The organism is Nonomuraea ceibae (genome assembly GCF_019396325.1).
GTDB lineage: Bacteria > Actinomycetota > Actinomycetes > Streptosporangiales > Streptosporangiaceae > Nonomuraea > Nonomuraea ceibae.
Map to the genome: position 1 here is coordinate 1 of NZ_JAHKRO010000155.1, position 19,402 is coordinate 19,402.

General features: G+C 74.6%; 16 protein-coding genes and 1 pseudogene. 9 read left to right on the forward strand and 8 right to left on the reverse strand.

The annotated features are described in order from the left end of the window. Positions 1–721: pseudogene (locus tag KME80_RS45405) on the reverse strand (hypothetical protein); the annotation flags it as partial. A 144-nt stretch (positions 722–865) separates the two neighbouring features. Between KME80_RS45405 and KME80_RS45410 the strand changes: the two are divergent. Further along, positions 866–2,308, forward strand: coding sequence for an LCP family protein (locus KME80_RS45410; protein ID WP_308126203.1), 1,443 nt, complete (start codon positions 866–868; stop codon positions 2,306–2,308). Here the strand turns inward: KME80_RS45410 and KME80_RS45415 are convergent, their stop codons facing one another. Next, entirely contained in the window at positions 2,309–3,034 is a 726-nt protein-coding gene (locus KME80_RS45415) for an SDR family NAD(P)-dependent oxidoreductase (protein WP_219517994.1), read from the reverse strand. Positions 3,035–3,117: 83 nt separating this feature from the next. Between KME80_RS45415 and KME80_RS45420 the strand changes: the two genes are divergently transcribed. From KME80_RS45420 to KME80_RS45445, 6 genes are all read left to right on the forward strand, one after another. Beyond that, positions 3,118–3,675 (forward strand): TetR family transcriptional regulator, encoded by a 558-nt coding sequence (locus KME80_RS45420; RefSeq protein ID WP_219517995.1) that lies wholly within the window; start codon positions 3,118–3,120, stop codon positions 3,673–3,675. A 157-nt stretch (positions 3,676–3,832) separates the two neighbouring features. Then, the gene (locus KME80_RS45425; RefSeq protein ID WP_219517996.1) at positions 3,833–4,936 is read left to right on the forward strand and encodes a hypothetical protein; all 1,104 of its coding nucleotides are present in this window, start codon (positions 3,833–3,835) and stop codon (positions 4,934–4,936) included. Between the two features lie 58 nt (positions 4,937–4,994). Beyond that, positions 4,995–6,029, forward strand: a complete 1,035-nt coding sequence (locus KME80_RS45430; protein WP_219517997.1) for a LacI family DNA-binding transcriptional regulator — start codon at positions 4,995–4,997, stop codon at positions 6,027–6,029. A 323-nt stretch (positions 6,030–6,352) separates the two neighbouring features. Beyond that, on the forward strand, positions 6,353–7,123 hold the full coding sequence (locus KME80_RS45435) for a sugar phosphate isomerase/epimerase family protein (protein ID WP_219517998.1): 771 nt from the start codon (positions 6,353–6,355) through the stop codon (positions 7,121–7,123). A gap of 8 nt (positions 7,124–7,131) precedes the next feature. Continuing rightward, a complete protein-coding gene (locus KME80_RS45440; RefSeq protein WP_219517999.1) occupies positions 7,132–8,052 on the forward strand; it encodes an alkaline phosphatase family protein in 921 nt (306 codons plus the stop codon). A gap of 61 nt (positions 8,053–8,113) precedes the next feature. Beyond that, positions 8,114–10,687 (forward strand): PEP/pyruvate-binding domain-containing protein, encoded by a 2,574-nt coding sequence (locus KME80_RS45445; RefSeq protein WP_219518001.1) that lies wholly within the window; start codon positions 8,114–8,116, stop codon positions 10,685–10,687. Here KME80_RS45445 and KME80_RS45450 read toward each other — a convergent pair. The 6 genes from KME80_RS45450 to KME80_RS45475 form a co-directional block, all read right to left on the reverse strand. Then, on the reverse strand, positions 10,674–11,528 hold the full coding sequence (locus tag KME80_RS45450; RefSeq protein WP_219518003.1) for a sugar phosphate isomerase/epimerase family protein: 855 nt from the start codon (positions 11,526–11,528) through the stop codon (positions 10,674–10,676). The genes KME80_RS45445 and KME80_RS45450 overlap by 14 nt on opposite strands. Continuing rightward, complete coding sequence (locus KME80_RS45455; protein WP_219518004.1) at positions 11,525–12,688, reverse strand: dihydrodipicolinate synthase family protein; 1,164 nt, start codon at positions 12,686–12,688, stop codon at positions 11,525–11,527. Before KME80_RS45455 ends, KME80_RS45450 begins: the two co-directional genes overlap by 4 nt. Continuing rightward, a complete protein-coding gene (locus KME80_RS45460; RefSeq protein WP_219518006.1) occupies positions 12,685–13,830 on the reverse strand; it encodes a Gfo/Idh/MocA family protein in 1,146 nt (381 codons plus the stop codon). The genes KME80_RS45455 and KME80_RS45460 overlap by 4 nt, the downstream gene beginning before the upstream one ends. Before the next feature lie 66 nt (positions 13,831–13,896). Next, the gene (locus KME80_RS45465; protein WP_219518008.1) at positions 13,897–15,117 is read right to left on the reverse strand and encodes a ribonuclease D; all 1,221 of its coding nucleotides are present in this window, start codon (positions 15,115–15,117) and stop codon (positions 13,897–13,899) included. 45 nt (positions 15,118–15,162) lie between these two features. Continuing rightward, complete coding sequence (locus tag KME80_RS45470) at positions 15,163–15,759, reverse strand: DUF3000 domain-containing protein (RefSeq protein ID WP_219518010.1); 597 nt, start codon at positions 15,757–15,759, stop codon at positions 15,163–15,165. A 60-nt stretch (positions 15,760–15,819) separates the two neighbouring features. After that, complete coding sequence (locus KME80_RS45475; RefSeq protein ID WP_219518012.1) at positions 15,820–15,975, reverse strand: hypothetical protein; 156 nt, start codon at positions 15,973–15,975, stop codon at positions 15,820–15,822. A gap of 395 nt (positions 15,976–16,370) precedes the next feature. Between KME80_RS45475 and hemE the strand changes: the two genes are divergently transcribed. Next, complete coding sequence (gene hemE / locus KME80_RS45480; protein WP_372455442.1) at positions 16,371–17,390, forward strand: uroporphyrinogen decarboxylase; 1,020 nt, start codon at positions 16,371–16,373, stop codon at positions 17,388–17,390. A gap of 155 nt (positions 17,391–17,545) precedes the next feature. Then, on the forward strand, positions 17,546–19,402 hold a 1,857-nt coding region (locus KME80_RS45485), incomplete at its 3' end, for an AfsR/SARP family transcriptional regulator (protein WP_219518014.1).

Consider the following 19,402-nt stretch of genomic DNA (forward strand, 5'->3'; position numbering starts at 1 on the left):
CTCCCCCCGAACGCGACGCCACGCCGACGCGGGCGGGCCCGCTGCGGGGGGTGGCGTCCCGGTGGCGGGGAGCCGCCCACCGGCCCGACCGCCCTGTCCGCCCCATCCGGCCGGGCCTCGCCGCCCGCGTTTCGGCAGGCCCGCTCGGGGTGGCCGATGCCGACGGCGGCACCGCGCCGACGTGAGCAGGCCCGCTGCGGGGAGGCGCCCACGAGGCCGCGCGGCCGGGCTTTCGGGTGGTGATCCACCAGGCTGCGAGGCAGGAGGTGGCGGTGGTGGCGACGGTGAGGGGGATGGCCAGGGCGCCGGCGGGGGCGGGGTGGCCGGCGGCGGTGAAGAGCTGGGGCGCCGCGCAGGCGAGCAGGACGAGCACCGCCCAGCCGGCCGCCACTGCGAGGCGGCCGAGGGCGAGCCCGGGGGAGGGCGGGGCGGCGTACAGCTCGCTCTCGCGGCGGCGGACGGCGCGGGCCCGCACGCCCCAGACGGCCTGGGTGAGCGCCAGCGCGGGCGGCGCCCCGAGGGTGACGGCCAGGGCGAGCACGGCGAGCGGCAGCGTGTCCTGCCCGGCGGGAGCCCGTTCGGCGATGAGCTGGACGGCGCAGAGCAGCGCGATCGACGAGGTCAGCGCGATGCGGGCGGCCCGCCGTGCGGCGAGCGCCCGCGCGCGGAGGGCGGCCACGGAGGACGCGCCGGGAGGGGGCGCGATCTTGGTCGAGGGCATGGATGTCATGATGCGGGACAACGGTGTGTGACGTCCCGGATTCACCGAGTTCGCATGGAGCCCTAGGTTCATCGGCGATCATTTCGGGCGATGGCCCGTTTCTCAGTATGCTGCCCGATCTGATCATCTTCTGAGGGGCGCAGCGTGGGAAACGCGAACTCACGGACCGCCCGGCGGCTGACCCCGGCGGGCTGGGTGGGCGTCGTGCTGACCGGCGTGCTGGTGGTGGTCACGCTGTCGGCGTACGGCTACTACCGCAGCATCTACGGCGAGCTGAAGCAGTCCGACCTCACCGGCCAGCTCGGCACGGACCGCCCCCGGGAGACCGGCGCGCTGAACGTGCTGCTCATCGGTTCCGACTCGCGTGACGGCGACAACAAGAAGTACGGGGCGCTGTCGCAGGGCAAGGGCGAGCGCACCGACACGATCATGTTGCTGCACCTCTCGCCCGACCGGGACAAGGCCACCATGATCAGCTTCCCGCGTGACTCGATGGTCATGATGCCGGAGTGCGAGCTGCGCGGCGGCGGCGTCCGCCCGGCGGGGATCGGCCAGATCAACTCCGCGTTCAACGACGGCGGCGTGGCCTGCACGATCAAGACGCTCGAGGCGCTCACCGACATCCACATCAACCACTTCGTGAAAGTCGACTTCACCGGCTTCAAGGGCATCATCGACGCCATCAAGGGCATCGAGATCTGCCTGCCCAAGGCGGTCAACGACCCGCAGGCCAAGTTCGTGCTCGGGCCCGGCAAGCACGTCGTCAACGGCGAGCAGGCGCTCGGCTACGTGCGCACCCGTTACGCGCTCGGCGACGGCAGCGACCTGAGCCGCATCCAGCGCCAGCAGGTGTTCCTCACCAAGGTGATGGAGAAGGTCACCGACGGCGGCCTGCTCACCGACCCGATCGCGCTCGACGCGTTCCTGCGCGCCGGGATCAAGGCGGTGACCGTCGACAGCGAGCTCACGCCCGAGCGCATGCTGGAGATCGCCAACAGCGTCAGCGGCATGACGGCCAAGGAGCTCAAGGGCATCACGGTGCCCACCGAGCCGTACCCGGCGGACAAGAACCGGGTCCAGTTCAGCGAGCCCGCGGCGTCGGACTTCTTCAAGCGGGTGCGCGAGGACGTGGAGGTGACGGCGACCAAGGGCCCGGCCGCGCCCAGCTCCGCCCCGAAGGTGAAGAACGAGCAGGTGCGCGTCCAGGTGCTGAACGCCACCGGCGAGCAGGGCAAGGCCGGCGTCGTGGCCGAGGAGCTGGCCGCGCAGGGCTTCGTCGTGACCCATGTCGGCAACGCCGCCCCGGCGGACACCACCACGATCCGCTACGCCAAGAAGGACGCCGCCCAGGGCCCCGCGTACGCCGAGGCGGTGGCCGCCCGGCTGTCGAAGGACAAGCGCACCCCGGTGGCGGGCAAGGTCAGGCCGGTGTCCGCGGAGCCGTACAAGAGCGCCGCCACGCCGCCCCCGGGCCCGTCCGTCCAGCTCGTCATCGGCGCCGACTGGCCCGGCGTCCGGGTCGTGTCGACGATCCCCGACTCGCTCAAGGACAAGGTCGTCGACAGCTCCACGAACCCGTGCCTCTAGTCAGGCGGTGACGCCCGCGTCCACCGCGATCGCCGCCCCCGTGATCGACCGCCCGCCCTCGCCCACCAGGTGGGAGACGGTCGCGGCGATGTCGCCGGGGTCGCAGTAGCGGCCCAGCGCCGTGTAGGAGCGCTCGTCGTCGGCGTCCGGGCCGTCGGCCGGGTTCATCTCGGTGTCGGTGGAGCCGGGGTGCACGAGGTTGGCGGTGATGCCGCGCGGGCCGAGGTCGCGGGCCAGGCCTTTGGTGAGCCCGCTGAGTGCCGACTTGCTCATCGCGTAGAGGGTCCAGCCCGGGTACGGGACCCGCTCGGCCAGGCTGCTGCCGATCGTGACGATCCTGCCGCCCTCGGGCAGGTGCTTGGCCGCCGCCTGCGCCAGCACGAACGCCGCCCGCGCGTGCACGGCCAGCGTGCGGTCCACCTCGTCGAGTGTCACGTCCTCCAGAGGTCCGTACGGGGCGATGCCGGCGTTGCTGACCACCACGTCCAGCCTGCCGAACGCGGCCACCGTGTCCTCGACGGCGGCCACCAGGTCCTCGGCGCGCGCCGCCTCGGCCCGCAGGCTCAGGCCGCGCCGCCCGGCCGCCTCCACGTCCGCGACCACCTGCGCGGCCCTGCCGGCGGCCGAGGCGTACGTGATCGCCACGTCGAACCCGTCGGCGGCCAGGCGGCGCGCGATGGCCGCGCCGATGCCTCTGCTGCCACCGGTCACCAGAGCGACTCTCATCACTGCGTCTCCTTCTCAGTCAAGCGGAATCCGTTCCGCTTCAACAGTAAGCGGAACGCGTTCCGGATGGCAAGTGAGGGAAGATGAGGGGCGTGAGACGTGACGCGGCCCGCAACCGGGAGAGGATCCTCGACGCCGCGGCCGCCATCGTGGCCGCCGAAGGGGTCGCCGGGCTGTCGATGGCCGAGGTCGCCGCCGCCGCCGGGGTCGGGGTCGGCACCCTCTACCGCCGCTTCGGCGACCGGTCCGGGCTGGCGTACGCGCTCATTGACGAGCGCGAGCGGGAGTTCCAGGCGGCCTTCCTCGACGGGCCCCCGCCGCTCGGGCCGGGTGCCGAGCCGCGCGAGCGGGTCCGCGCCTTCCTGGCCGCGCTCGCCGACCGGACCGTGGAGCAGCTCGACCTGCTGGTGATGGCCGAGACCGCGGGGCCGTACGCCCGGTTCGGGGGCGCGTACGACGCCTACCGCGCGCACCTGGCGCTGCTGATCGCGCGGCTGCGCCCCGACGCCGACGTCTACTGCCTGGCCGACGCGCTGCTGGCGCCGCTCGCCGCGCCGCTGCTGGCCCGGCAGGTGCGCGACCAGGGGGTGCCGATCGAGCGGGTCAAGGCCGCTCTGGACGTACTCGCCGCCGGGCTCTGAGCCGTTCCGCGTCCGTACTGCGTGTGGCCGGTGATGTTGCCGGAGTGACCGAAGTTACGCAGCGTAGTTTTAGCGAAACAGGTGAAATTTCCGGACAAGTTGGGGTTGATTCTGTTAAGAAAGGTCGCGGTCCGTATTCGTACTAGAGAGGCTCAGCGTGGCGCGCGACGAGAACGACAAGTCCTATGAGGACGCGCAGGGGCGAGCGTTAAACCCCGAGCTGACCGGCGACGTGCTGTCCCCCCGCTGGAGCACCGAGGACACCGACGAGCAGCCGGCCATCCAGGTCTCGGGCAGCGAGACGTACGTCCTGCACGCCGACGGCGCCTCCGAGCGCATCGGCGGCGACCAGCCGGCGCCCGCCCCGTACGCGGGCGACGCCTTCAGCGACCCCGCGTACGCCGCCGACGCGCTCTACACCGGCGACGCGGCGAGCGGCCCGCACTACACGGGCGACGCCCCCAGTGGTCCCCACTACACGGGCGACGCCGACAGCGGCCCGCACTACACGGGTGACGCGGCGAGCGGCCCGCACTACACCGGCGACGCCGACAGCGGGCCGGTGGACCGCGACGACGCCGACGAGCCCCCGTACCTGCCGCTCGACCGCGGCTACGGCGAGGAGGCCGACGAGCCCAGGCGCGGCTTCCTCGGCTCCGGCTGGACCGACGGCTCCGGCGACGAGCACGACGGCGGCGAGCGCGAGGTGCGCCGCCGCACCCGGGTGCTGCTCGTCGCGGCGGCCGCCGTGGTCCTGGCCGGCGCGGCGGCCGGCTGGATGCTCACCGGCACGTCCTCCGACGACCCGTGCGCGGGCGGCAAGTGCGCCAGCGTCGGCGAGCTCAGCTCGCCCACCGCCCCGCAGGACGCCATTACGGACGTCCCGATCGGCGAAGCCACCGATACGGCCACACCCGAACCCAGCGTCTCCCAGACCGTAACCCCCTCCCAGGAGCCGACCACGGCCCGGGTCCGCCCCACCCGCTCCCCGGCGATGGACGAGGCCCAGCCCACCCGCACCGCCCGGCAGTCGGCCAGGCCCACCACCCGCGCCACCCAGTCCCAGGTGCGCGAGATGAACGAGACCGGCGACGACCAGGTCCGGCCCCAGGTCGAGGAGAAGAAGCCCAAGCCGACCAAGGAGCCGACCCCCGAGGAGCAGCGGACCACCCAGCCCCCCGAGCCCACCGAGCAGCCGCAGCCGCAGCCGTCGGAGAGCAAGAAGGGCGGACTGCTGGACATCCTGTTCCCCTGGGCCTGACGAGCCCCGGCACGCGCGCTGTCATCCGGCGGCGAGGCGTGCGAGGATGCGGAGCCAGATGCCGGTCCGGCATACTGGAAATCGCTTTCCGGGAGGTCTCGTGGTCACGCTGGAGGACGTCGCCAAGCAGGCGGGCGTCTCGCTCGCGACCGCCTCGCGGGTGCTCAACGGCAGCACCCGCCAGGTCGGCGCGGCACTGCGGGCACGCGTCGAACGCGCCGCCGACGAACTGGGCTACCGCGCCAACATCGCCGCCCAGACGCTGGCGCGAGGGGCCGGCAACGTCATCGGCATCGTCGTCCACGACCTGACCGACCCGTACTTCGCCGCCCTCGCCGACGGCGCCATGCGCACCGCCGCCGGCGAACGGCTGCTCGTCATGGTCGGCACCACCCACCGCGACCCCGAGCAGGAGATCGCCTACGTGGCCACCCTGCACGCCCAGCGCGTCCGCGCCGTCCTCCTGGCCGGCTCCCGCGTCGCCGACGAACGCGTGACCGCGCGCCTCGCCGCCGAACTCGCCGCCTACCAGGCGAGCGGCGGCCGCGTCGCCTGCGTCGGCCAGGACCTCCTCGGCGTCGACACCGTCGCCCCCGCCAACCGCGACGGCGCCGCCGCGCTCGCCCGCTCACTCGCCGGGCTCGGCCACACCCGCTTCGCCGTCCTCGCCGGGCCGCCGCACCTCATGACCGCCGCCGACCGGTGCGCCGGATTCGTCACCGCCGTCCGCGACCTCGGCCTCCCGGCGCCGCGCGTCGTCCACGGGCCCTTCGACCGCGACGGCGGCTACACCGCCGCCCAGGAGACGGGCGACGCCACCTGCGTCTTCGCCGTCAACGACGTGATGGCCGTCGGCGCCCTGGCCGCCTACCGCGAGCGCGGCATCCGCGTCCCCGACGACGTGTCCGTGGCGGGGTTCGACGACATCGTCACCCTGCGTGACCAGGTTCCCTCGCTCACCACCGTACGGCTGCCGCTCAAGGACATGGGAGCCCGGGCCCTCGAACTGGCCCTGAGCGGCGGGGACTCCCGCGTGGTGGAGAACGTCCCGGGCGAGGTCGTCCTCCGCGAAAGCGTCAAACCCCTCCCTTGACCCAACCCCGTACAGGTGAACGCCCACTTCCCAGAGAGCGCCTCTTTGGCGCAGGCCCTCCCAGTGGCTGCCACCGGAGGGGCCGGCCCCTCCCCGGGGGCGGGGGCGCCTTCGCTGGGGAGGGTCGGCGGCCCGAGGGGGCGCGAACCCCTCCGTGGGACCGCAGTCGGAGGGGGGGTGGCCCGTCCACGGGGGTGGCCCGTGCGGGAGAGGGCCGCAAGGCCCCCTCCGAGGAGCGGGTCGCCGTAGGTGGGGGTGTTTCGTCCGGGGAAGGTCGGGCCGGGATGGGGTTCGGGGTCGTGAGTGAGGGTGAGGAGATGGCGATGCGGTTGGCGGTCAGCACGTTGGGGATGCCGGGGGCCGGGCTGGGGGAGGCGCTGGCGGTGGCGGGGCGGTTCGGGTGTGCGGGGGTGGAGCTGCGGCTGCATGAGGACACCGGGGTGCATGCCGGGCTGGGGGCGGGGGAGCGGCGGGAGGTGAGGCGGCGGGTGGCGGCGGCCGGGCTGGAGGTGTCGGCGCTGGCCGGGTACGTGCGGCTGTGCGAGCCGGGGGACGACGGGCCGGTGGTGGAGGCGCTGCTGAAGGATCTGAGGCTGGCTGCCGAGCTGGGAGCGGGCGGGGTGCGGGTGTTCCCGAGGGGGGACGATCCGGCGGTCGGGGCGCGGCGGCTGCGGGCGGTGGCCGGGGAGGCGGCGGCGCTCGGGGTGAAGGTGCTGGTGGAGACGCACGACCAGATGGCGACCGGGGCGGCCGTGGCGGCGCTGCTGAGGGAGGCCGGGGTGGCGCAGGCGGCGGCGCTGTGGGATCTGCTGCATCCGTGGCGCAACGGGGAGGAGCCGGCGGCGACGCTGGCGGCGCTGGCGCCGTATCTGGAGTACGTGCAGGTCAAGGACGCGGTGTCGGCTGCGGACACGACGCCGGTGGCGATGGGCGAGGGCGGGGTGCCGCTGGAGGAGGCGGGCGGGCTGCTGCGCGCGCACGGCTATCGCGGCTGGGTGTCGCTGGAGTGGGAGCGGACCTGGTATCCGCAGGTGGCCCCGGTGGAGGAGATCCTGCCGGGGGCCGCCGCCTGGGTGCGGCGATTCGGCGCTTAGATGGGGGGATGTCCGAGCTGAGAAACAAGGTGCTGGTCGTCGGGATGGACGGCCTGCGCTTCGATCGTGTCCTGGCCGTGCGGCCTCCCGTGCTGACCTCGCTGATGGCGTCCGGCGTGTACGGGACGAGCAGGCTTCCGTACGGTGAGCGGGAGGCGCCCCGTACGGAGTCGCCGGGGGAGGTCGTGCCGGAGCCGCATGAGGCGGCGCCGGGGACGATCCGGGCGCGCACCGACTCGGGGCCGGGGTGGTCGTCGATCGCCACCGGGGTGTGGCCCGACAAGCATGGCGTCGTGGACAACGGGTTCAGCGGCCAGCAGTTCACGAAATATCCGGACTTCTTGACTCGGGCGCTCCACGCCCGCCCCGGCCTCACCACGGCCGCGCTGTTCTCCTGGGCGGCGCTGGACGAGCACGGCGCGTTCGGCCGCGACATCGGGACCCGGGTGGTGCTCGACGGGTTCGCCATGACGTTCGCCGCCGCCGACCGGGAGATCGCGGCCAGGGCCGAGCGCCTCCTGGCGGACGCCGGGCCGGATCTGACGTTCGTCTACCTGGGCGACACGGACGAGGTCGCCCACGACCTGGGCCCGCACGCCCCCGAGTACACGGCGGCGCTCCTCCTTCAGGACGCCGACCTGGGCCGGTTCCTGGACGCGGTGCGCGCCCGGCCGGGGTTCGCGGGCGAGCGCTGGACGGTGCTGGTCACCACGGACCACGGCCACGTCGACGAGGGCGGCCACGGCGGCACGTCCGACGAGGAGCGCACGGTCTTCGTCGCCGCCGCCCGGCTGGGCGAGGACCTGGGCGGGGCGGAGCTGCCCGAGGCGCGGCTGGTGGACGTGGCCCCGACGGCACTGGCGGAGCTGGGCGTGGAGCCGGACCCGGCCTGGGGGCTGGAAGGGCGATCAATTTTCATCACTTGTTGAATTTCTGCCGGGAAAGGGGAACACTCGTCATGACGGCGCGTTGACGGCAGGAGAGCGACCGATGACGACGGCACTGGACTTTTCCCGGATCGACGGCGGCATGCTGGACGAGGTGGGCGGCAAAGGGGCTAACCTGGGCGAGCTCACCCGGGCCGGGCTGCCCGTCCCGCCCGGCTGGGTGCTCACCACCCGCGCCTACCGGCAGGCCGCCGCCGCGGCGGGCCTCGACGGCGTCATCGCCGCGGGCGGCGACGGGCTGGCGGAGAAGGCCAGGTCACGGCTGCTGGAGACGCCGGTGCCGCCGGAGGTCGCCGAGGCCGTGCTGGCCGCGTACACGCCGGGGCGGGCCGTCGCCGTGCGGTCCTCGGCCACCGCCGAGGACCTGCCGTTCGCCAGCTTCGCCGGCCAGCAGGACACCTACCTCAACGTGGTCGGCGAGCAGGCGCTGCTCGACGCGGTGCGCCGCTGCTGGGCGTCACTGTGGACCGACCGGGCCGTCGCCTACCGCGAGTCCAACGGCATCGACCACGCCGCCGTCTCGCTGGCCGTCGTCGTCCAGGACATGGTGGACGCGCGGGTCGCCGGGGTGATGTTCACCGCGAACCCGGTGACGGGGCGGCGGCACGAGGCGGTCATCGACGCCAGCCCCGGACTGGGCGAGGCCGTCGTGTCGGGCGCGGTCAACCCCGACCGGTTCGTCGTCCACGGCGCCGCCGTCGAGCGGCACGCCGGGGACAAGCGGGTGGCGATCCGCGCCCTGCCCGGCGGCGGCACCGAACGGGTCGAGACCGGGCACGAGGGCCTGTGCCTGACCGACGCCGAAGTGCGCGAGCTGGCCGCGCTCGGCGCCCGCGTGGAGGAGCACTACGGCGCTCCGCAGGACACCGAGTGGGCCATCGACGCCGCCGGACGGATCTGGCTCACCCAGGCCAGGCCGATCACCACCCTCTATCCGCTGCCGGAGCCGCGCGGCGACGGCCTGCGCGCCTACTTCTCCTTCAACGTGGCCCAGGGCGTCATGGGGCCGATCACGCCGATGGGGATCGCGGCGTTCCGGCTGGTCGGCTCCGGGGCGGCCACCCTGTTCGGGTTCGCGCCCGCCGACCCGCACGACGGGCCGCGCGCCATGACGGAGTCGGGGCAGCGGCTCTGGCTCGACCTCACCATCCCGCTGCGCAGCCGCGCGGGCCGCGTCATCCTGCCGAAGCTGCTGCGCGTCGGCGAGGCGCGCACGGTCGCGCTCGTCGACGGCCTGATGGACGACCCGAGGCTCTCGGTGATCCACCCCGGCCGCCGCCCGTTCGCCCGCGCCGCGCTCCGCTTCGCCCGCCGCGTGCGCGTCCCCGGACGGGTGTTCGAGGCGCTGACCAGGCCGGAGCGGGCGCTGGCCCGTACCCGGCGGCTGGGGGAGGAGCTGGACCGGCGGCTCGCCCTGCCCGCCGCCGCCACCCCCGCCGAGCGGCTGGCCCACGCCGAGCGGGCGCTGACCGCCACCTTCCCGGCCATCATCTCGATCATGCCGTACGCGCTCACCGGCTACGGCCTGTTCGCGCTGTCGTCGCGGCTCTCCGGCGTGCCGATCGGCGACATGCAGGACGTGCTGCGCAGCGTGCCGAACAACCCGACCACCCAGATGGACCTGGAGCTGTGGGCGCTGGCCACCCGCGTCGAGCCCGAGCCGTTCCGCACGCTGCCGGTGCCCGAGCTGGTCCGCCTCTACCGGGCCGGCGAGCTGCCGCCGCGCGCCCAGCGCGGCATCACGGCCTTCCTGGACACGTACGGGCACCGCGGCGTCGCCGAGATCGACCTGGGCGTTCCGCGCTGGTCCGACGACCCGTCGCACCTGCTCGGCGTGCTGGCCAACTACCTGCGCATGGACGGCGGGCCCGCGCCGGACGAGCTGTTCGCCAGGGGCGCCGCCGAGGCGGAGGCGGCCGTGGACCGCGTGGTGGCCGCCGCCCGCCGGCGGGCCCGGTGGCGGGGCGCCGTCGTGCGCTTCGGGCTGCGCCGCACCCGCAGGCTCGCCGGGCTGCGCGAGCTGCCGAAGTTCTACCTGGTCAAGGTGCTCGCGGCGGTGCGGCACAGCATGCTCGCCGTCGGCGCGCACCTGGCGGAACAGGGGGTCCTGGAGGCGGCCGGCGACGTCTACTTCCTCACGTTCAAGGAGGCCCGCGCCGCCCTGGCCGACGGCGACTTGCGCGACCTCGTGGCCGGGCGGCGGGCGGAGCACGAGCGGGAGTCGCGCCGCCGTCACGTGCCCAGGATGCTGCTGTCCGACGGCACCGAGCCCGAGGCGCTGGCCACCACCGCCGCGGCGGACGGCGCGCTCACCGGCACCGCCGCCTCCGCCGGCACGGTGACCGCCACCGCCCGGGTGGTGCTCGACCCGGTCGGCGCGCACCTGGAGCCGGGCGAGATCCTCGTCTGCCCGTCCACCGACCCCGGCTGGACGCCGCTCTTCCTCACGGCGGGCGGCCTGGTGATGGAGATGGGCGGCGCCATGTCGCACGGCGCGGTGGTGGCCCGTGAGTACGGCATCCCGGCCGTCGTCGGCGTGGCCGGGGCCACCCACCGCATCGCCACCGGCGACACCGTCACCGTCGACGGCGCCGCCGGGACCGTCACGACGCCATGACCACGTCCGCGTAGCGGGCCTTCATCGTCGCCACCACCTCGTCGGGGTCGGCGGCCCAGACGTCGGCGTTGAAGATCTCCACCTCGACGTCGCCGGTGTAGCCGGCCTCGGCCACGGCCCGGGTGATCGGCGGGAAGCCGATCACCCCGTCGCCCATCATCCCCCGGCCCAGCAGCACGTCCGCCGGGAGCGGATGCAGGTAGTCGCACACCTGGTAGGAGGCGATCCGGCCGCCCGCGCGGGCGATCTGCTCGTGCAGCGCCGGGTCCCACCACACGTGGAAGGTGTCGACCACCACCCCGACCTGCTCCTGCGGATGGGCGAGCGCGAGGTCGAGCGCCTGGCCGAGCGTCGACAGCACCGCCCGGTCCGGGCAGTAGACCGGGTGCAGCGGCTCCAGCGCCAGCCGCACCCCCCGCTCCCCGGCGTACGGCGCGAGCGTGGCCAGCGCCTCGGTCACCCGCTGCCTGGCCCCGGCCACGTCCCGCGAGAAGCCGGCGGGCGGCGGCTCGCCGGGCGTCACCCCGGGCAGCCCGCCCACCACCATGACCAGGCAGGCGGCCCCCAGCTCGGCGGCCTCGTCCACGGCCCGCCGGTTGTCGTCCAGCGCGGCCCGGCCCCGCTCGCCGGACAGCTCCCCGGCGGTCAGGAAGCCGCCCCGGCACAGCGACGAGACTCGCAGCCCGCTCTCGCGCACCAGCCTGGCGCTGCGCGCGAGCCCGTGCTCGGCCACCTTCTCCCGCCACAGGCCGATCGCCTCCAGGCCGTGCCGGACGCACCCGTCGACGGCCTCGGGCAGCGTCCAGCGGCGGGTCGTCCACTGGTTCAGCGACAGGCTCACAGGCCGTTCACCTCCAGCAGCGCCTTCATCCGGTGCACGGCCAGCTCCTGGTCCGCCAGCAGCCCCGCCTGGTCGGCCAGCCGGAACACCTCCGCCAGGTGCGTGATCGAGCGCGCCGACTGGGCGCCGTTCACCATCGCGAACCCGTCCTGGTGGCCGTTCAGCCAGGCCAGGAAGACGATGCCGGTCTTGTAGTGATAGGTCGGCGTCTCGAAGATCTTGCGCGACAGCGGCACCGTCGGCGCCAGGATCTCCTCGTACTGGGCCAGCAGCCGCTCGCGGCCCGCCTCGTCGCAGGCGGCCTCGGCGGAGTCCAGCACCCGCAGCGCCATCGCGGCGACCGGCGCGATCGCGTCGAAGATGCCGAGCAGCGCGTGCGAGCCGGACCTGATCAGCGACGGGTAGTTGAAGTCGTCGCCGGTGTAGAGCCTCACCCCGCCGGGCAGCGCGGCCCGCAGCCGCACCTCGTGCTCCTCGTCAAGCAGCGACACCTTCACCCCGTCGACCAGCGGCGCGTGCGCGTGCACCAGCTCCAGGAACGACTCCGTCGCCGCGTTGACGTCCCGCGAGCCCCAGTAGCCGGCGAGCTGCGGGTCGAACATCTCGCCCAGCCAGTGCAGGATCACCGGCCGCCGCACCAGCCCGAACACCTTGCCGTACACCCGGTGGTAGTCGCGCGGCCCGCCCGCCAGCCGGGCGAGCTGCCGCGACGCCATGACGATCACGCCGGCGCCCGTCTCCTGGACGGTCTCCACCTGCTCGGCGTAGGCCGCGGTGACGGCGTCCAGGTCGGCGGCGTCCGGCGCGTGGTCGGTGCCCGCGCCGCACGCCACCAGCTCGGCCGGGTCGCCGAAGGCGCGCGCCTCGGCGGCGCTGCGCCGGATCAGCTCCCGCGTCGCCGCCCAGTCCAGCCCCATGTTGCGCTGCGCGGTGTCCATCGCGTCGGCCACCCGCAGCCCGTACGACCACAGGTGGCGGCGGAAGCCCAGCGTCGCGTCCCAGTCGACGGCGGCCGGGGCGCCCGGCGCGTTGCCGCCGCGCGGGTCGGCCACCACGTGCGCGGCCGCGTACGCCACCCGGCTCACGGCGGGCGTGCCGGACACCGGCCAGGTCACCGGCTCCCGCAGCGTGTAGGCGCCGCCCGGCAGGTCGATCCTCACAGCTGCGGCACCTCGATCCTGCGGCCCTCGGCGGACGAGCGCAGTCCCAGCTCGGCGAGCTGCACGCCGCGCGCGCCCGCCGCGAAGTCGTACGGGAACGGCGCGTCCTCCAGCACGTGCCGGACGAACAGCTCCCACTGGATCTTGAACCCGTTGTCGAACTCCCCGTTGTCGGGCACCTCCTGCCAGCCGTCGCGGAAGCGGGCGGTGGCGGGCAGGTCGGGGTTCCAGACGGGCTTGGGCGTGGCAGCGCGGTGCTGGATCCGGCAGCCGCGCAGCCCAGCGACCGCGCTGCCGTGCGTGCCGTCCACCTGGAACTCGACCAGCTCGTCCCGGTTCACCCGGACCGTCCAGGACGAGTTGATCTGCGCGACGATGCCGCCCGCCAGCCCGAACACGCCGTAGGCGGCGTCGTCGGCCGTCGCCTGGTAGGTCTCGCCCCGCTCGTCCACCCGCGCCGGGATGTGCGTGACGGCCTGGGCGTAGACGGACTCGACCCGGCCGAACAGGTTCTCCAGCACGTAGTGCCAGTGCGGGAACATGTCGAGCACGATGCCGCCGCCGTCCTCGGCCCGGTAGTTCCACGACGGCCGCTGGGCCTCCTGCCAGTCGCCCTCGAACACCCAGTAGCCGAACTCGCCGCGCACCGACAGGATGCGCCCGAAGAAGCCGCCGTCGATCAGCCGCTTGAGCTTGAGCAGCCCCGGCAGGAACAGCTTGTCCTGCACGACGCCGTTCTTGACGCCGCGCGCGGCGGCGGCCTCGGCCAGCGCGACCGCCTCCTGCACCGACTCGGCGGTGGGCTTCTCGGCGTAGACGTGCTTGCCCGCCTCGATGGCCTGGAGCACGGCCTTGACCCGGGCGGAGGTGACCTGGGCGTCGAAGTAGACGAGGTTGTCCTCGTCGGCGAGCGCGGACTCCAGGTCGGTGGTGTGGTCGGGGATGCCGTGGCGGGCGGCCAGCGCGGCCAGCTTGTCGGCGTTGCGGCCGACGAGCACGGGCTTCAGCGTGACGCGGCTGCCGTCGGAGAGCGTCACACCGCCCTGCTCGTTGATGGCCAGAACGGAACGGACCAGGTGCTGGCGGTAGCCCATCCGTCCGGTCACGCCGTTCATCACGACGCCGATGGTGCGCACGCTCATGGGAGTCCTTTCAAGGAAAGCGCTTTCCCGAACGGTACGGCGGAGCCGCCGGAGGCGTCAAGTGCCTTACTCCCGGGACTCCAGCCTGGCCAGTGCCGCGGCGATGGGACGAGCGGTCAGCCCGAGCTGCCACTCGCGGGCGCCCAGCCCGCGCAGCCTGGCCGTCACGCTCTCGTCGGTGATCTCCTCCGGCGGCTCCCACGTGAGCCTGCGCACCGCGTCGGGCTGCAACAGGTTCTCCGTCGGCATGTGGTGCTCGTCGGCCAGCGCCGACACCACCGCGCGGGCCGCGGCCAGCCGCCTGGCCGCCGCCGGGTCGCGGTCGGGCCACCGGTTGACCGGCGGCGGCCCGTCGCCCGGCGTGCTCGGCTGCGGAAGCTGCCCGTCGGGCAGGGCCCGCGCCCTGGTCACCGCGGCCAGCCAGTCGTTCATGTGCCGGCGCGCGCTGCGCCCGGTGAACGCGGAGATCTCGGTGAGCGCCTTCTTCGTGCGCGGCCCCTCCAGGGCGGCGCTGACGATCGCCGCGTCGGGAAGCACCCGGCCCGGCGCCAGGTCGTTCTCGCGGGCGATCCGGTCGCGCATCGTCCACAGCTCGCGCACGATCGCCAGCGCCCGCACGCTGCGCACCTTGTGGATGCCGGACGTGCGCCGCCACGGGTCGGAGCGCGGCGCGGGCGGCGGCGTGCCGAGCACCGCGGCGAACTCCTCCTGCGCCCACTCCAGCTTGCCGCTCTCGGCCAGCTCCTCGTGCAGCGCGTCACGGAGCTCGACCAGCACCTCCACGTCGAGGGCGGCATAGCGCAGCCAGTCCTCGGGCAGCGGCCTGGTCGACCAGTCGGCGGCCGAATGGCCCTTCTCCAGCCGCAGCCCGAGCACCGTCTCCACCATCGTGCCGAGCCCGACCCGCTCGTAGCCGAGCAGCCGGCCGGCCAGCTCGGTGTCGAACATCCGGCGCGGCCGGAACCCGATCTCCATCAGGCACGGCAGGTCCTGCGAGGCGGCGTGCAGCACGACCTCGGCGCCGGCCAGCGCGGCGTCCAGCTCCGACAGGTCGGGGCAGGCCACCGGGTCGATGAGCGCGGTGCCGGCGCCGGCGCGGCGCAGCTGCACCAGGTAGGCGCGGTTGCCGTAGCGGTAGCCGGAGGCCCGCTCGGCGTCGACGGCGACGGGGCCGGTGCCCGCGCCGAACGCGGCGACGGCACGGGCCAGCGACGCGGCGTCGGCCACGACCGGCGGGATGCCCTCGCGCGGCTCGAGCAGCGGGACCACGGTTCGTTCTTCTGTCATGAGCGCACCGCCCTCACGACCACGCTGCTGTGTTGACTTGTGCCCTCACTTCGTTCGGTCACTCTCCGGATCATCGCGTCGGCGGGGCATGGCGGCCACATCCGGCGGAAGCGGCGGAATCCCGGCGGCCACGCACATGAGATCGCACCAGGCGGCCACATGGCCGGACAGGTCCTCCTCTGCGGGGGACCAGGACGCCCGCAGCTCGAGCTCGGTGGTGACCGGGTCCTCGGCCTTGTTGCCGAAACCCTCGGACACCGCTCTGGTCACGGTACCGCCAGCCGCGGAGTAGTCGGCGTGATGGGCGTCGAGCGCCTCGGTCAGCCAGCTCCACGCGACGGGCCCGAGCAGCGGGTCGGAGGTGATCTCCGGCTCCATGTCGGCCCGCACGTAGGCGACCAGCCGGAACGGGCCGTCCCAGCCGCGCTGGCCGTCGGGGTCGTAGAGCAGGATCAGCCGCCCGACCGCGAGCTCGTCGTCGTCGCGGTAGACCGACGCGCCGATCGCCGCCGAGTGCGGGGCCAGCCGCTGCGGGGCCGGCAGGTCCTCGAGCTCGATCTCCGGCCGGACCTCGGCCGGCCGCAGGCTCTCGACCGCGCGCCTGAAGGCCGCGGGAACCGGTGGGCGGTCACCGAGGGTCATAGTCGAAGAGTAGGTCGAAGCGGGACGGAAGGGGACCACGGGGGTACTCATCGGTGGCGATCAAACCGCGGCCGTCACCAGCGGCCGGGCGCATTCGGCCAGGCCGAGCCAGATCGCGTGCCCGCACTCGGCGCACGCCCACTCGGGGCACTCGCCGGGCTCGTGCCCGTCGGAGCAGGCCGGGCGCTCGAACAGCCGCTCGCCGGCGCACGTCACGCAGTGTCCAAAACGGTGCTCCCCCTGGAGCACGGAACTCCGCAACGCGGTCATCGCACCAGTCATCGAACCGGGGCCTTTCTTCGGGACGTGGCTTCGACGTTGGCACGAGCCGCCGACATTTCCCCGCAACGCGCTCGGCGTGTCCCGAAAGTGGTCGCTGAATCGATGCCGCGCGGTGGGTTTGCGAAGTTTTGGCCCAGCCGAGACCGCCTCTCTGGTCGCCCATGGGGTGTGCGCGACCCGTGAAGGGTCCCGACGCCGGGCCGGCCGGTAAACATGCATTCCGCTATCTGATCATGAATTGGGGCGCGCCAGGCATATTTTTCCGACACCGCCCTCCGACACCGCCTTCCGGTGGCGGGGGCGAGCGCACCTCATGGCACCCTTGAGGGGTGAATCTCGCCGACTCAGCGTTCCTGCGTGCCTGCCGCCGTCAGCCCGTCCCGCACACCCCCGTCTGGTACATGCGGCAGGCCGGTCGTTCGCTGCCCGAATACCTGAAGGTCCGCGAGGGCGTCCCGATGCTGACCGCCTGCGCCACGCCCGACCTCATCGCCGAGATCACCCTGCAGCCGGTCCGCCGCTACGGCGTCGACGCGGCCATCTTCTTCAGCGACATCGTGGTGCCCCTCAAGGCCATCGGCGTCGACCTCGACATCAAGCCCGGCGTCGGCCCCGTCGTCGCCGACCCGATCCGCGACGCCAGGGGCCTTCAGGCGCTGCGTCCCCTGGAGCCCGGCGACGTCCCGTACGTGACCGAGGCCATCCAGGCGCTCACCGGCGAGCTCGGCGGCACCCCGCTGATCGGCTTCGCCGGCGCGCCGTTCACGCTCGGCTCCTACCTGATCGAGGGCGGCCCGTCCAAGAACCACGACCGGACCAAGGCCATGATGTACGGCGAGCCCGCGCTGTGGCACGACTTCATGGAGCGGCTGACCGGCATCGTGCTGGAGCACCTGCGCATCCAGGTGGCGGCGGGCGCCTCGGCGATCCAGCTGTTCGACTCCTGGGTGGGCGCGGTGCCGATGGCCGACTACCGCGAGTTCATCCTGCCGCACACCCGCCGCATCTTCGCGGGCCTGCCCGACGTGCCGCGCATCCACTTCGGCGTCGGCACCGGCGAGCTGCTGGGCGTGCTCGGCGAGGCGGGCGCCGACGTGGTGGGCGTCGACTGGCGGGTGCCGCTCTCCGAGGCCGCCCGCCGGGTCGGTCCCGGCAAGGCGCTGCAGGGCAACCTCGACCCGGCGATCCTGCTGGCCCCGTGGGAGGTCGTCGAGCGCAAGGCCCGGGAGGTGCTGCGCGAGGGCGCCTCGGCCGAGGGCCACGTGTTCAACCTGGGCCACGGCGTGCTCCCCAACACCGACCCCGACCAGCTCAAGCGCCTGACCGACCTGGTCCACGAGGCCGCCTGACCAACCCCTGCGCCGTTCCTGTCGCGCCCCGGCTCGCCGAGCCGGGGCGCTTTCGCATGCCCGGTGACGCCGCTCGTGCCCGATCCGCCCGGCTTGGTGCGATGCTTCGGCTTACTGAGTATTGTGGGGGGACCGTCGGGGTTGGGGGGGCGCGGATGGAGTTCGGGGTCCTGGGGCGGCTCACGGTCGTGCGTGACGGCGCCGAGGTCGAGCTGACGGCCAAACAGCGCGCCCTGCTGGCGGTGCTCCTGAGCCGCGCGGGCAGGCGCGTCCCCGACGGGGTGCTCGCCGACGCCGTCTGGGGCGCCGCCCGCCCGTCGGGCTCCACCGTCCGCTGGCACGTCCACCAGGTACGGCAGCGCCTCGGCGGCGACCGGATCAGCCGCGACGGCGACGGCTACCTGCTGGCCGTCGAGCCGCACGAGGCCGACGCGCTCCGGTTCGAGGAGCTGTGCTCGCGGGCGGCCCCGGCCGCGGCGGCGGGCGACCACCGGGCGGCGGCCCGGCTCTACGGCGAGGCGCTGGCCTGCTGGCGCGGCGACGCCTACGAGGGCCTGGACGCGCTGCGCGAGGAGGCGGCCAGGCTGGAGCGATCACGTGTCTCGGCGCGCGAGGGCCGCGCCGAGGCGCTGATCGCGCTGGACCGCCCGTCGGAGGCCGCCGCCGAGCTCGCCGCCCTGGTGGCCGCCCACCCGCTGGACGAACGGCTGCGCGCGTTGCACCTGCTCGCGCTGCACCGGTCCGGCCGGCGGGCCGAGGCGCTGACCGCCTACCACGAGGGCCGCGCGCTGCTGGTGGCCGAGCTCGGCCTGGAGCCGGGCCACCACCTGCGGGCGGCGCACGCCCGGGTGCTGGGCGACGAGGAGCGGGCCGTCGCCACGACGCCGCGCCAGCTCCCGCCCGGCGTCACCGCGTTCACCGGCCGCGCCCGCGAGCTGGCCGCGCTCGACCGCTGCGCCGACGACGGCGCGGTGGCGCTGGTCGTCGGCCCCGGCGGCGTCGGCAAGACCGGGCTGGCCGTGCACTGGGCGCACACGCGGGCCACCCGCTACCCCGACGGCCAGCTGTACGCGGACCTGCGCGGCCGGACGCGCCCGCTGCCGCCGGAGGAGGTGCTCGGCCGGTTCCTGCGCGCGCTCGGCGCCGGCGGCGTGCCCGGCTCCCTGGAGGAACGCGCCGCCCTGTACCGGACGCTGCTGCGCGAAAGGCGGGTGCTGGTGCTGCTCGACGACGCCGCCGGAGCCGCCCAGGTGCGTCCGCTGCTGCCCGGCTCGGCCGGGTGCGGCGTCGTGGTGACCGGGCGCGGCGCGCTCGACGGGCTGGTCGCCGGGCAGGGCGCCCGGCCCGTCCCGCTCGGCGAGCTGCCGCCCGGCGAGGCCGCCGAGCTGATCGGCCGGGTCGCCGGCGGACCGGCGGGCGTCAGAGGCGGGCCCGCCGAGCTGGCCGAGCTCGCGCGGCTCTGCGACGGGCTGCCGCTCGCGCTGCGCATCGCCGGGGCGCGGCTGGCCACCCGGCCCGGCTGGACCGCCGCCGGGCTGGCCGCCCGGCTGCGCCGCGAGTGCGGCAGGCTCGACGAGCTGCGCGCCGGCGACCTGGACGTGCGCGCCGGCCTCGCGCCCGGCCACGGGGCGCTGGGGGAGCGGGAGCGGCTGCTGTTCGGCCTGCTCGGGCTGCTGCCGCCGCTGGCGGACTTCGCCCCGTGGACCGCCGCGGCGCTGCTCGGCGTCCCCGTCGGCGAGGCCGCCCGGCTGCTGGACCGGCTCGCCGACGCCCAGCTCGTCCGGCACCGCCGCGTCGACGCCGCCGGGCAGGAGCGCTACCGCCTCCCCGACCTGACCCGCCTGTACGCCGCCGAGCGCGCGGCCGCGGACGTGCCGGAGGACGAGCGGCGGGCGGCCGTCCCGCGCACGCTTGCCGCGCTGCTGGCGCTGGCGGGGGAGGCCCTGCGCAGGGTGAGCCCCGGCGGCCGCCCGCCCGGCCGCGACCGCGCGCCGCTCTCGCACGGGGGGGCG

Coding starts and splice junctions, on each gene's coding strand:
- KME80_RS45415 (WP_219517994.1), bottom strand. CDS start 3,034: ATGAGAGTCGCTCTGGTGACCGGTGGCAGCAGAGGCATCGGCGCGGCC.
- KME80_RS45420 (WP_219517995.1), top strand. CDS start 3,118: ATGAGGGGCGTGAGACGTGACGCGGCCCGCAACCGGGAGAGGATCCTC.
- KME80_RS45430 (WP_219517997.1), top strand. CDS start 4,995: ATGCCGGTCCGGCATACTGGAAATCGCTTTCCGGGAGGTCTCGTGGTC.
- KME80_RS45435 (WP_219517998.1), top strand. CDS start 6,353: ATGCGGTTGGCGGTCAGCACGTTGGGGATGCCGGGGGCCGGGCTGGGG.
- KME80_RS45440 (WP_219517999.1), top strand. CDS start 7,132: ATGTCCGAGCTGAGAAACAAGGTGCTGGTCGTCGGGATGGACGGCCTG.
- KME80_RS45445 (WP_219518001.1), top strand. CDS start 8,114: ATGACGACGGCACTGGACTTTTCCCGGATCGACGGCGGCATGCTGGAC.
- KME80_RS45460 (WP_219518006.1), bottom strand. CDS start 13,830: ATGAGCGTGCGCACCATCGGCGTCGTGATGAACGGCGTGACCGGACGG.
- KME80_RS45465 (WP_219518008.1), bottom strand. CDS start 15,117: ATGACAGAAGAACGAACCGTGGTCCCGCTGCTCGAGCCGCGCGAGGGC.
- KME80_RS45470 (WP_219518010.1), bottom strand. CDS start 15,759: ATGACCCTCGGTGACCGCCCACCGGTTCCCGCGGCCTTCAGGCGCGCG.